Consider the following 13307-nt stretch of genomic DNA (forward strand, 5'->3'; position numbering starts at 1 on the left):
AGTATCTCTAAAATGCACATCCTGACAGCGAGTAATTGACTGTCAAACAGGAAAGGAAGCTCTGTACTGGGCAATATGCAGTCCAGGACCTGTCGTAATTCCACGAGTTCTGTCGGGTTGCACATTGATTCCCTACAGAAAAAGTGCTATACTATCTAACATCTGATTGACAAATTAAACCATTGGAGGTTATTATGAAAAAAATAGAAGAATATGTAAGAAGTATCCCGGACTTTCCAGAGCCAGGGATTATTTTCCGTGACGTTACCAGCGTCCTTCAGGATGCGGATGGATTACAGCTTGCCATTGATTCTATGCAGGATTGTCTGGAGGGTGAGGAGTTCGATGTGATCACAGGTCTTGAATCCAGAGGCTTTATCTTTGGTATGCCGATCGCATATAATCTTCACAAACCCTTTGTTCTGGTCCGCAAAGCAGGAAAACTTCCATGTGAGACCGTTTCCAGAACCTATGATCTGGAGTATGGAAGTGCAACTATCGAGATGCATAAGGATTCCATCAAGCCGGGACAGAAGGTTGTTATTGTGGATGACCTGATCGCTACGGGCGGAAGCGTGGAAGCAGCCATCAAGCTTGTGGAGGAGCTTGGCGGCGAGGTTGTCAAGGTGGTTTTCCTTATGGAGCTTGCAGGTCTGAAGGGACGTGAGCGTCTCAAAGGTTATAATGTGGCATCTGTGATCTGTTACGACGGAAAATAATTTTTTGTCGGTGGAAGGGGATGTGAACTGTTGTAGTCATACGGCAGTATGAAATTGTGCACAGGCAGGTGGGATTTAATGGCAGAGACAAAAAATACGGAAAAACAAAACATTGAGATACAGAAGGAAGAAGAAAAAAGAGAGTCTGTCCGGAAGGCAGATGCGGCGGTGAAATCCATGCATGATTTTACAAGCCCTGAGGTTCTTTATCAGGAGCTGATAAAAAGTGTGAAGAAATATCATCCGTCTACAGATATTTCCATGATTGAAAAGGCCTATAAAGTGGCCAGTGAGGCACATAAGGATCAGAAACGTAAATCCGGTGAACCTTATATCATTCATCCTCTTTGTGTTGCAATCATCCTTGCGGATCTTGAGCTGGATAAGGAGACCATAGTGGCAGGTCTTCTTCATGATGCGGTAGAAGATACTTGGATGACGTATGAAGAAGTAGAAAAGGAATTTGGTTCTGAAGTAGCGCTTCTGGTAGATGGTGTTACCAAGCTGGGACAGCTGTCCTATTCCAAGGACAAGGTAGAGGTTCAGGCTGAGAATTTAAGAAAGATGTTCCTTGCAATGGCTAAGGATATCCGCGTCATCCTGATCAAGCTTGCGGACCGTCTTCATAATATGCGTACCCTGCAGTATATGAGACCAGAGAAACAGCAGGAGAAGGCAAGGGAAACCATGGATATCTATGCTCCCATTGCTATGCGGCTTGGTATTTCCAAGATCAAGGTGGAACTGGATGATCTTTCTCTTAAGTATCTGAAGCCGGATGTTTACTATGATCTGGTAGAAAAGGTTGCTCTTCGCAAAAGTGCCCGTGAGGAATTTGTTAATTCTATCGTGAAACAGGTAAAGCAGCATATGGAGGATGCCAATATCAGGGCACAGGTGGATGGCCGCGTGAAGCATTTCTTCAGCATCTATAAGAAGATGGTCAATCAGGATAAAACCATTGATCAGATTTATGACCTGTTTGCTGTACGCATCATTGTAGATACTGTGAAGGACTGTTATGCAGCTCTTGGTGTTATCCATGAGATGTACAAGCCGATCCCCGGCAGATTTAAAGATTATATCGCAATGCCGAAGGCCAATATGTATCAGTCTCTGCATACAACGCTTATTGGTCCTAACGGACAGCCTTTCGAAATCCAGATCCGTACATTTGAAATGCATAAAACCGCAGAATACGGTATTGCAGCTCATTGGAAATATAAGGAAACTTCCGATGGTAAGAAACCTGGAAAGAGTGAGGAAGAGAAGCTGAACTGGCTGCGCCAGATCCTGGAGTGGCAGCGCGACATGTCCGATAACCGGGAGTTCATGAGCCTTCTGAAAAATGATCTGGATCTTTTTGCGGACAGTGTTTACTGTTTCACTCCCCAGGGAGATGTAAAAACACTCCCAAATGGTTCTACACCTATTGATTTTGCATACAGCGTGCACAGTGCAGTAGGAAACAAGATGGTAGGTGCCAGGGTCAATGGCAAACTTGTTCCTATTGAATATAAGATCAAAAACGGTGATCGTATTGAGATCATAACATCCCAGAATTCTCAGGGCCCCAGCCGTGACTGGCTGAAGATCGTAAAGAGCACACAGGCTAAGAATAAGATCAACCAGTGGTTTAAGAAAGAACTGAAGGAAGATAATATCCTGAAGGGTAAGGACATGCTGAATCAGTATGCCAAGACCAAGGGCTTTAAACCAGGCATATATACCAAGCCACAGTATATGGAATCGGTAATGCATAAATATGGTTTCCGAGACTGGGATTCTGTATTGGCAGCGATCGGACATGGTGGCCTGAAAGAAGGTCAGGTGTTTAACAAGCTGGTAGAAGCCTATGAGAGGGAGCATAAGAAGAATCTTACAGATGAACAGGTCCTGGAGGCAGCTTCCGAATCACAGGAGAAGCTTCACATTGCCAAGAGTAAGAGTGGCATTGTAGTAAAAGGCATTCATGATGTGGCAGTTCGTTTTTCCAAATGCTGTAGTCCGATCCCGGGAGATGAGATCGTAGGCTTTGTAACAAGAGGAAGAGGGATCACCATTCATCGTACAGACTGTGTGAATGTGCTCAACATGCCTGAGATTGACCGGAAACGTCTCATTGAAGCAGAGTGGCAGATGCCGGACAGAGCGGATTCCGAGAAATACGAAGCGGAGATCCAGGTTTATGCAAATAACCGTACCGGACTTCTGGTGGATATTTCCAAGATCTTTACAGAGAGGAAGATCGATCTTCGTTCCATTAACAGCCGTACCAACAAGCAGGAACGCGCCACGATTTCCATGTCCTTTAATGTATGCAGCAAACAGGAACTGAATTCTCTGATCGAAAAGATCCGTCAGGTTGAAAGTGTTCTTGATGTAGAGCGAACAACGGGCTGACCCGATAAACGGAGGAATTTTTATGAGTAAACTTGAAATGCAGCAGTGTGTGCTGGGCCAGGTGTTTACCAACTGCTATTTTCTGAAAAATAAAGAGACCGGAGAACTGCTGATCGTAGACCCGGGAGACTATGCAGAAAAAGTTTTTCAGAAAGTATCTCTTATGCAGGGAAAACCGGTGGGGATCCTTCTGACACATGGTCATTTTGATCACATCATGGCTGTAAAGGAAGTGAAGGAAAAATATCAGATCCCGGTTTATGCATGCATGCAGGAAGAAGTGATGCTGGCAGAGCCCACGATAAATATGACTGTTGTTTATGGAAGTGCCTGTTCAATTAAGCCGGATGTTCTTCTGGATGACGGGCAGATCTTCGAAGCGGCTGGATTTTCCATTCAGATGTTCCACACACCGGGACATACCAAAGGAAGCTGCTGCTATTATATCAAAGACGAAGGTGTGCTTTTCAGCGGAGATACATTGTTTTGCGGCTCTGTGGGAAGAACCGATTTTCCTGGCGGAAGTTCTGCTGAGATCGTAAGAAGCCTTCACAAGCTTGTGGATACTTTGCCGGAGGATACAGAAGTATTTCCGGGGCATGACGCATCCACAACCATTGGTTATGAAAAGAGGTATAATCCATTTGTATAAGATTGGCATTTTGTTTCAGAACAGAGATTTTGAGCATGATGTGTATGAACTGATCAAAGCGTTTTATCCCGGAAATGAGATCGTTTCTCTTTATGAAGAGGATGATGCGGATTATGATATCCGCTTCCGGGTCTCACGTGATGAAGAAGGTTATACCATCAGTTACAACAACGGAATAGAGAAAAAAACAGCTCATGGGGCTGTGATAGAAGGGCAATCCAGTGGAGAAGCTTCGGATGCCCTTATTTCTTGCAATGATGCCCATGATATCCGCAGAAAAAATAAAGACGCGATCAAATACGCTCTGTATCAGATGCTTTCCAAAGTTACAGGAAAGACACTTCCCTGGGGAAATCTTACAGGCATCCGTCCTGTGAAAATGGCTATGGGAATGCTGGAGTCCGGAATGAAAAATACGGAGATCGCCAGATATATGAGAGATCAGTATCTGGTAAGTCCAGAGAAAACAGCTCTTGCAGTTACCATCGCAAATCGTGAGCGGGATATCCTGAAAAACATTGATTATGAAAACGGTTACAGCCTTTATGTTGGCATTCCTTTCTGTCCGAGTATCTGTCTGTACTGTTCATTCAGTTCCTATCCGCTGGAGAGATGGCGTAAATATGTGGAGGCGTATCTGGATGCGCTGGTAAAGGAAATCAGGGCTGTTTCCGGGATGATGAAAAACCGGAAGCTGGATACGGTCTATATCGGTGGGGGAACACCTACCACACTGGAGCCGGATCAGCTTCGGAGACTTCTTGGCGCGATCACGGAATATTTTCCCTGTGAGGAGCTGGAAGAATTTACGGTTGAGGCAGGAAGACCGGACAGTATAACCTTGGAAAAGCTTCAGGCGATCCGGGAGTTTCCGGTTACCAGGATTTCTGTAAATCCACAGACCATGAATCAGGAAACCCTGGATATCATTGGCAGACGTCATACAGTAGAACAGACAAAGAATGTGTTTCATCTGGCAAGAAAAGCCGGATTCGACAATATCAATATGGATCTGATCGTGGGTCTTCCCGGCGAAGATATCACAAAAGTGCAGCATACACTGGACGAGGTAAAAGCTCTCGGGCCGGACAGCCTGACCGTACATTCTCTTGCTGTGAAGCGTGCGGCAAGACTGAATATTTTCCGTGATAAATACCAGGAGATGACCTTTGAAAACAATCAGGAAATCATGGATCTGACTATGAAAACTGCCTACGAGATGGGAATGGGCCCTTATTATCTGTACAGACAGAAGAATATGAAGGGGAATTTTGAGAACGTTGGGTATTCTGAGGTTGACAAAGCAGGGATTTACAATATACTGATTATGGAGGAAAAGCAGCCGATCATCGCACTGGGTGCAGGTGGTTCCTCCAAGCTTGTGTTTGATCACGGACAGCGCATTGAGCGTGTGGAGAATGTGAAGGATGTTGTCAATTATATCACACGTATCGATGAAATGATCGAGAGAAAACGCGAGGGCATTGCAAAATGGCTGTAGACGGAAAGGAGAGACGGATCCTTGAAAAGCGTACAGAAGATAAGTGAAACTACGCAGGACCGGATCCTGGAAATGGATCTTTCCGCAGAGCTGAAACATGGGGTTGTTGTCAGTAACCTTGCCTATGATGTGGCAAAGGAGCTTGGTCTTGGCGAGAAAGAATGTTATCAGCTGGCTATTGCCGGAATGCTCCATGATATAGGCAAGCTGAAACTGGAAGGATACATTAATGGCCAAGAGCAGAATCCGATGGTCATTGAAGAATTGAAGTATGTCCGCATGCACTCCACATTAGGTTACGAGATCCTGAAAGACCAGGGATATTCCGATTATGTTCTGGAAAGTATTCTTTATCATCATGAGAATTTTGACGGCAGCGGTTATCCCTGCAACAGAAGCGGAAAGGATATCCCTATGGGTGCAAGGATCCTGAGAGTATGTGATGTATATGCGGCTTTGAGTATGGACAGACCATATCGGAAAGCTCTGGAAAATGATGAAGTTTTAAGACTGATGATCGATGAGATTAAAAACTTTGACATGCAGGTGTTTCTTGCATTTCAGAGGGTGATTCATAAAGGAGGAAACTATGGCATTAAAAAAGAAACCGGTTACAGGAATGAAGGACATTTTACCGAAGGAAATGGCAATCCGTAACTATGTGATGAATATGATCAGAGAGACGTACGGAACCTTTGGTTTTTCCGCAATTGAGACTCCCTGTGTAGAACATATTGAGAATCTCTGCAGCAAGCAGGGCGGTGAAAATGAAAAACTGATCTTCAAGATCATGAAGAGAGGCGAGAAACTGAAACTGGATACTGCAAAAACAGAGAATGATCTGACAGATTCCGGACTTCGCTATGACCTGACCGTACCGCTTTCCAGATATTATTCCAATAATGCAAACGAGCTTCCAGCTCCGTTTAAGGCACTTCAGATGGGAAATGTATGGAGAGCTGACCGTCCGCAGAGAGGTCGTTTCCGTCAGTTTATGCAGTGTGATATCGATATCCTGGGTGAGCCGACCTATCTTGCTGAAATCGAGCTTGTACTTGCAACTACAACACTTCTTGGAAAACTGGATTTCCATAACTTTACGATCCGTATCAATGACAGAAGGATCCTGAAGGCAATGGCTCAGTACAGTGGATTCCCGGCAGAGAGCTTTGATACTGTCTTTATTATTCTTGACAAGATGGATAAGATCGGCATCGAGGGAGTTGCAGAGGAGCTTGAGAAAGAGGGCTTTGCGAAAGAGAGCATTGACACTTATCTTGGACTTTTCCGTGAGATCACCAACGATGTTGAGGGTGTCCGTTATATTAAAGAAAAACTTTCTGATGTTCTGGAAGCAGGTATTGCAGAGGATCTTGAAACGATCATCAACACTGTAGAATCTGTAAAAACAGCAGACTTCAAAATGTCCTTTGACCCTACACTGGTACGTGGAATGTCCTATTACACAGGTCCGATCTTTGAGATTTCCATGGATGAGTTCGGCGGAAGCGTCGGTGGAGGCGGACGTTACGATGAGATGATCGGTAAATTTACAGGAAATAATACCTGTGCTTGCGGTTTCTCCATTGGATTTGAGAGAATCGTTATGCTGCTTCTTGAGAGAGGCTATGAGATTCCAACCAAGAATGGCAAGAAAGCATATCTGATCGAGAAGAACATGCCGGCAGACAAGCTTCTGAACATCCTGAAACAGGCAACTGAGGAAAGAAGTGCAGGTACACAGATCAATATCTCTATCATGAAAAAGAACAAAAAATTCCAGAAAGACCAGCTGGCAGCAGATGGTTATACAGAGTATGTAGAATTTTTCAACAGAGACTGAAACTGCCCGTCTGAAAACGGAGATAGCAGAGTAAATTAAAATGACTATGAAAAAAATAGTCAGAGGAGGATAAAGAGATGGCTGAAAGCATGCAGGGACTGCACAGAACTTGCCGATGTGCAGAAGTGACCACAGAGATGGTCGGAAAAGAAGTAACATTAATGGGATGGGTGGCAAAAGCCAGAAATAAAGGAGGTCTTGTATTTGTGGATCTTCGTGACCGTTCCGGGATCATGCAGCTGATTTTTGAGAATGGCAGCATTGACGAGGAAGGCTTTACAAAAGCAGGTAAACTGCGTAGTGAGTTTGTTATTGCTGTAACCGGTACCGTAGAGAAACGTGGAGGAGCAGTAAACGAGAATCTTGCAACTGGCGAGATCGAGCTTCGTGTAAAATCCCTCCGTGTTCTTGCTGAGGCAGATGTTCCTCCATTCCCGATCGAGGAGAATAGCAAGACAAAAGATGAGATCCGACTTAAATATCGTTATCTTGATTTAAGAAGACCAGATCTTCAGAGAAATATCATGATGAAGAGCAAGGTTGCCCAGCTTACAAGACAGTTCTTTACAGAAGAGGGATTCCTTGAGATTGAGACACCGATGCTTGGAAAGAGTACTCCTGAGGGAGCCAGAGACTATCTGGTACCATCACGTGTTCATCCGGGAAGCTTCTATGGCCTTCCACAGTCTCCGCAGCTGTACAAGCAGCTTCTGATGTGCTCCGGATTTGATCGTTATATCCAGATCGCAAGATGCTTCCGTGATGAGGATCTTCGTGCTGACCGTCAGCCGGAGTTCACACAGATCGATATGGAGCTTTCCTTTGTTGATGTAGACGATGTTATCGATGTTAACGAGAGATATCTTGCATTCCTGTTCAAAGAAGTTCTGGATATCGATGTAAAACTCCCGATCCAGAGAATTACCTGGCAGGAAGCTATGGATCGTTTTGGTTCCGACAAGCCGGATATGCGTTTCGGTATGGAACTTCATGATGTCAGTGATATCGTAAAAGACTGCGGATTTGGTGTGTTCACAGGTGCGCTTGAGAACGGCGGAAGTGTTCGTGGTATCAATGCAGAAGGTCAGGGCGCAATGCCGAGAAAGAAGATCGATAAGCTTGTTGAGTTCGTAAAAGGTTATGGTGCAAAAGGTCTTGCATACATTGCCATTGCAGAGGACGGAACCAGAAAGTCTTCTTTCGCCAAGTTTATGACAGATGAAGAGATGGATGCTCTTGTAAAAGCTATGGACGGCAAGCCGGGAGATCTTCTTCTTTTTGCAGCAGATAAGACAAAATTGGTATACGATGTACTGGGAGCACTCCGTCTTGAGCTTGCAAAACAGATGGATCTTTTAGATAAAAATGAGTATCGTTTCGTATGGGTAACAGAGTTCCCGCTTCTTGAGTGGAGCGAGGAGGAGAACCGTTTTACAGCAATGCACCATCCGTTCACCATGCTTATGGAGGAGGATCTTCCGCTTCTTGACACAGATCCGGGAAAGGTTCGTGCAAAAGCATACGACATCGTTCTTAACGGAAATGAGATCGGCGGCGGCAGCGTGCGTATCCATCAGGATGATATTCAGGAAAGAATGTTTGAGGCACTTGGCTTCACAAAAGAAGCTGCACATGAGCAGTTCGGATTCCTTCTGGATGCCTTCAAATATGGAGTTCCGCCACACGCAGGACTTGCATATGGCCTTGACAGACTTGTTATGCTTATGGCAAAGGCAGATACGATCCGTGATGTTATTGCATTCCCGAAGGTTAAGGATGCCTCCTGTCTGATGACTCAGTCTCCTAGCCAGGTAAGTGAGGCACAGCTTCATGAGCTGGGACTTGACCTTGAGCCGCAGAAAGAAGAGGAAGAATAAAAGATCATGCAGCCGACAATCTATACATTTCTGATCGTTTGTCCACTTGTATTTCTTGCCGGATTTGTAGATGCTGTAGCAGGCGGGGGAGGACTGATCTCCCTGCCTGCTTATCTTTTGGCCGGAGTTCCTGTACATAATGCTGTTGCCACCAACAAGCTGTCATCAGCAACAGGAACATTGATCTCAACTGTCCGTCTGTGCAAAAATAAATTTGTGGACTGGATCCTGGTGCTTCCATGTATTCCAATGGCACTCCTGGGATCTTCCATAGGAGCTCACCTTGCGCTTATAGCCAGTGATAAGCTCCTGCGTTATATGCTGATCCCGGTTCTTCCGGTGGTTGCTTTTTATGTGCTGCGCAAGAAAAATATGGATGAGAAGGGTGGCGAGATCGCCAGAAAAAAACAGATCCTGCTCTGTGCCGTATGCTCTCTTGCTGTAGGATGCTACGATGGATTTTATGGACCAGGAACAGGAACTTTTCTCCTGCTTTTGTTTACAGGATTGGGAAAAATGAGTGTGGCAAAAGCTTCCGGTACCATGAAGGTTACCAACCTCTCTTCTAATGTAGCGGCTCTTGTTGTATTTCTGCTCAGCGGAAAGATTGTGATCATGCTTGGAATTGCAGCGTCAGTGTTCTCGATCGCAGGACATTATACCGGTGCAGGTATGGTTATGAAAAACGGAAGCCGGATCATACGGCCTATTATTCTTATAGTCCTTGCATTGCTTTTTATAAAGATCATATCCGGAATATAAAAAAGAAGAATATAAAAAACCCGTGAAGATCACGCTTTCCTGTCAGAGAAAGCAGATATTCACGGGTTTTCTAGCTTTTATTCTTTATTCGTTATCTTCGGTAGAATCTTCAGGAACCGGTGAAGCGGTAAGAGTTCCGAAGATGGCATTGCCTAGTTCGGTACCTGCATTCTCAAGCTTCCAGGATGCACCATCGTTTGTGAGATGGAAGGTAGCAGTGGCAGTTATGGTTGCCTGATTATTCCTGATACTGTCCAGAAGCAGTTCATGTGATTTGTTGTAACGCTTCTGGGAACCGTCGATCACTGCATCAGCAGAAGCCAGATAAGTATTCAATTCTTTTTCGTACTGTGTAAGAATGGAATTACTGTCAAATGTGGTAAGCTCTGCGTCCACTTCAGCAAGATATCCGGAAACAGAGGTGCTTGATATTTTGTAGTTAAAACAGGAGTGAAACTGTTCCATAAGGGCAGAGGCAATGGCGTTTTTTGCCGAATCTGAAGTGTTCAGAATGGAATCCAGCCCTAAATAATTAGCCATCTGCTTTACATCCATTTCCTGAAGCGTTTTCAGATAGACGGTAAGCGTTTCGGCAGGCGGCACAAGATCAGGATCGGACAGATAGGTGATAAGGCCACCGACCAGATCATTTTCGAGAGAGGAACTGTGCGTAATCTCCCAGTCAGGTTCTGAAGAAGATCCAAGATTGTTTAGTTGGATGGAAGTATTGCGTTCTACAGAACTGTACGTGTTATTCTTGAGAAGCTTGTACAGGAGCAGATAACGCTGCTCCAGGGAATTTCCGTTATCATTTTCTTTACCGGAGGCGGTTTCCAGTATTTCTTCCTGAAGGCTTGCAGAAACAAAATCACTGGCAAGAGCTTCAGCATCCAGAGTAGTAAGCTTAAGCTGCGCAGAAGCATTTTTTTCGTCGCTATCAACGGATATATCCAGGATTTTGTAATCGAAATTCTGAAAGAAGAGAGAAAATACTTCTTTTATGTCAGCAGAAAGCTTTGTGCTGTCATCAGAATCCGGAAACAGTTCCTGATAGGATATGTACTGCATGGTTGTTTCAGAGTCCAGATTTTTAAGAAGATCCAGATCTTTTTTGATCGCCTTCTCCGCATGAGCTTTGGCCGACTGGGAGCAGCTACATAAAAAAACTGAGAGAAGAATGATCATCAAGAAAGCCAGCAGATGTTTCACTGTCTTCATATTGTTCTTTCCTTTCAAAAAAGTTATATTACAACATTTTAGCAGATAAAGTACCGAAAGTCAAAATATCGCAAAAATGGAGAAAAAGGAGACTTTTTTATGAAAAATCTGTGAAATCTGCATCGTTTTCTTCAGGGACTTTTCTTTTTAGAGTGAATCTGCTATGATGTTTGAAGCAACAGATAGTTTTAGTACGATGCTGAGAAAAGGGGACAGATATGAAAAAACGTATTTTGATCGCACTTGGGGTCCTTGTACTTGCAGCCGGTATCGGAGCCGGTGGATGGTATTATTATACACATCATGCAGGGTCCGCAGGAGGCAGCGATATTGTATATGTAACAAAGATAAGCAAGCTTTCGGAAATGGATTCCGGAGTGGAAAACCGATATGCAGGTGTTGTGGAACCGCAGGAAACGGTTCAGGTAAAGATCGAAAGCGGTCGAAAGGTAAAAGAAGTTCAGGTAAAGACCGGTCAGGAAGTCAAGAAAGGGCAGCTTCTTTTTCAGTATGATCTTGGAAGTATCCAGCAAAGTCTTCAGGAAGCACAGCTGGCCTTGGATCGCCTGAAAAACGAACAGTTAAGTATATCTGATCAGATCACTACACTGGAAGCTGAGAAAAAGAAAGCTACAGCAGATAATCAGCTTTCCTATACAATAGAGATCGAAACACAGAAAATGAATCTCAAGAAGAATGAATATGATCAGAAAAGTAAACAGGCAGAGATCGATAAGCTTTCCCAGGCAACGCAGAATACCGAGGTGCGCAGTGAGATCGATGGAGTGATCCAGAAGATCGATACCTCCAAGATGGGCAGCGATGATTCTGAGGGCGTGGAGGATACGCTGACAGAAGGCACGACGGATTCCACAGATTCCAGTTCCGGAGACAGCTCCGGCAATGCATTTATCACGCTCCTGAGTACAGGTGCTTATCGTGTAAAGGGAACGGTAAATGAAATAAACCGTGATTCGATCATAGAGGGAACTCCTGTGATCATTCGTTCCAGAGTGGATTCTTCAAAAACCTGGAAGGGCACCATGGGCTCTGTTGACCTGGATAATTCTACCAGCAACAGCAGTTCGGATATGGCAATGTTCGGAATGTCCAGTGCCAGTGATGATCAGACATCATCCAGTACCTATCCGTTTTATGTGAATCTGGATTCATCTGAGGGTCTGATGCTGGGGCAGCATGTGTATATTGAACCGGACGAAGGACAGGATGAGAAGAAGTCCGGTATCTGGCTGAACGATTATTTTATCGTGGATGCGGATACAGACAGCCCATATGTCTGGATCGCAAACGGTCAGAACAAGCTGGAGAAGAGAGATGTCATATTAGGACAGTATGATGAAGATCTTGGGGAATATGAGATCGCAGACGGACTTTCTGAAAAAGATAAGATCGCATTTCCGACAGATGAGCTGAAAGAAGGTATGTCTGTCACAGAAGGTACTGCAGATCAGACTACAGCGGCGATGTGGGATGATTCCGAGGATGATGAAAGTATTGATGATTCTGCGTACACGGAAAGTGATGGCTCAGAGCCTGAAATGATCGAAGATGGAGCGATCGACAGTGACATGATGGATGCGACAGACGATATTTCTTCGGGAGATGACCTTGTTCCGATGGAAGGAGCGCCGACAGAATGATTTTGGATTTAAAAGGAATATATAAGGATTATCAACAGGGGAAAATGACGGTACCTGTATTGAAAGATGTAGATTTTTCCATGGAGGAGGGAGAATATGTGGCGATCATGGGACCTTCCGGTTCCGGAAAGACTACACTGATGAATATTATCGGATGCCTGGACAAACCTACCAAGGGAACTTTTCTCCTGAATGGAGAAGATATTGCCAAATGTACAGAGAATGAGATGTCAGATATCCGTCTGAAAACGATCGGATTTGTATTTCAGAGCTTTCATCTCCTTCCAAGGCAGAGTGCGCTGACAAATGTGGAACTGCCGCTGAATTATGCAAGGGTTCCCAAAAAGGAGCGCCGGGAACGTGCACGAAAAGCTCTGGAGCGTGTAGGCCTTGCCGACAGGGTGGATTTTAAGCCCAACCAGCTTTCCGGAGGACAGATGCAGAGAGTGGCTATTGCAAGAGCAATCGTAAACAATCCCAAGCTTTTGCTGGCAGATGAGCCTACTGGGGCACTGGATACGAAATCGGGAGCACAGGTTATGGAACTGTTTCAGAAGCTGAACGATGAGGGAGTTTCTGTGCTGATGATCACACATGACCCGGAGATCGCGGCACATGCCAAACGGGTTGTTATGATCCGTGACGGTGAGCTGCAGGAAAAGAGGTGATAG

11 protein-coding genes are annotated in these 13307 nt (G+C 44.8%); 10 read left to right on the forward strand and 1 reads right to left on the reverse strand.

What is annotated here, in order from left to right; translation table 11 throughout:
* The first annotated feature begins 194 nt into the window (after positions 1-194).
* From DW694_RS10180 to DW694_RS10215, 8 genes are all read left to right on the forward strand, one after another.
* Positions 195-719, forward strand: coding sequence for an adenine phosphoribosyltransferase (locus DW694_RS10180; RefSeq protein WP_092068853.1), 525 nt, complete (start codon positions 195-197; stop codon positions 717-719).
* A gap of 177 nt (positions 720-896) precedes the next feature.
* Entirely contained in the window at positions 897-3122 is a 2226-nt protein-coding gene (locus DW694_RS10185; RefSeq protein WP_353611209.1) for a bifunctional (p)ppGpp synthetase/guanosine-3',5'-bis(diphosphate) 3'-pyrophosphohydrolase, read from the forward strand.
* Positions 3123-3144: 22 nt separating this feature from the next.
* Entirely contained in the window at positions 3145-3774 is a 630-nt protein-coding gene (locus DW694_RS10190; protein WP_118752941.1) for an MBL fold metallo-hydrolase, read from the forward strand.
* Entirely contained in the window at positions 3767-5275 is a 1509-nt protein-coding gene (gene hemZ, locus DW694_RS10195; protein WP_353615813.1) for a coproporphyrinogen dehydrogenase HemZ, read from the forward strand. The genes DW694_RS10190 and hemZ overlap by 8 nt, the downstream gene beginning before the upstream one ends.
* A 21-nt stretch (positions 5276-5296) precedes the next feature.
* Positions 5297-5932 (forward strand): HD domain-containing phosphohydrolase, encoded by a 636-nt coding sequence (locus DW694_RS10200; protein ID WP_286187008.1) that lies wholly within the window; start codon positions 5297-5299, stop codon positions 5930-5932.
* Complete coding sequence (hisS, locus tag DW694_RS10205; RefSeq protein ID WP_114002783.1) at positions 5865-7118, forward strand: histidine--tRNA ligase; 1254 nt, start codon at positions 5865-5867, stop codon at positions 7116-7118. Before DW694_RS10200 ends, hisS begins: the two co-directional genes overlap by 68 nt.
* Positions 7119-7195: 77 nt before the next feature.
* Positions 7196-8995: an aspartate--tRNA ligase gene (aspS, locus tag DW694_RS10210; protein ID WP_015524642.1), complete on the forward strand. Its 1800-nt coding sequence runs from the start codon at positions 7196-7198 to the stop codon at positions 8993-8995.
* 6 nt (positions 8996-9001) lie between these two features.
* Positions 9002-9757, forward strand: coding sequence for a TSUP family transporter (locus DW694_RS10215; protein ID WP_021650384.1), 756 nt, complete (start codon positions 9002-9004; stop codon positions 9755-9757).
* Positions 9758-9841: 84 nt separating this feature from the next.
* On the opposite strand, the gene DW694_RS10220 is transcribed toward DW694_RS10215, so the two are convergent.
* Entirely contained in the window at positions 9842-10975 is a 1134-nt protein-coding gene (locus DW694_RS10220) for a hypothetical protein (RefSeq protein WP_021650385.1), read from the reverse strand.
* A 218-nt stretch (positions 10976-11193) separates the two neighbouring features.
* On the opposite strand from DW694_RS10220, the gene DW694_RS10225 reads away from it, so the two are divergent.
* Together DW694_RS10225 and DW694_RS10230 are read left to right on the forward strand one after the other, a co-directional pair.
* Positions 11194-12636: an efflux RND transporter periplasmic adaptor subunit gene (locus DW694_RS10225; protein ID WP_118752943.1), complete on the forward strand. Its 1443-nt coding sequence runs from the start codon at positions 11194-11196 to the stop codon at positions 12634-12636.
* Positions 12633-13304 (forward strand): ABC transporter ATP-binding protein, encoded by a 672-nt coding sequence (locus tag DW694_RS10230; protein WP_015524653.1) that lies wholly within the window; start codon positions 12633-12635, stop codon positions 13302-13304. Before DW694_RS10225 ends, DW694_RS10230 begins: the two co-directional genes overlap by 4 nt.
* The last annotated feature ends 3 nt before the right edge of the window (positions 13305-13307 follow it).

The sequence above is a fragment of the Ruminococcus sp. AM26-12LB genome (assembly GCF_003480785.1).
GTDB lineage: Bacteria > Bacillota > Clostridia > Lachnospirales > Lachnospiraceae > Blautia_A > Blautia_A fusiformis.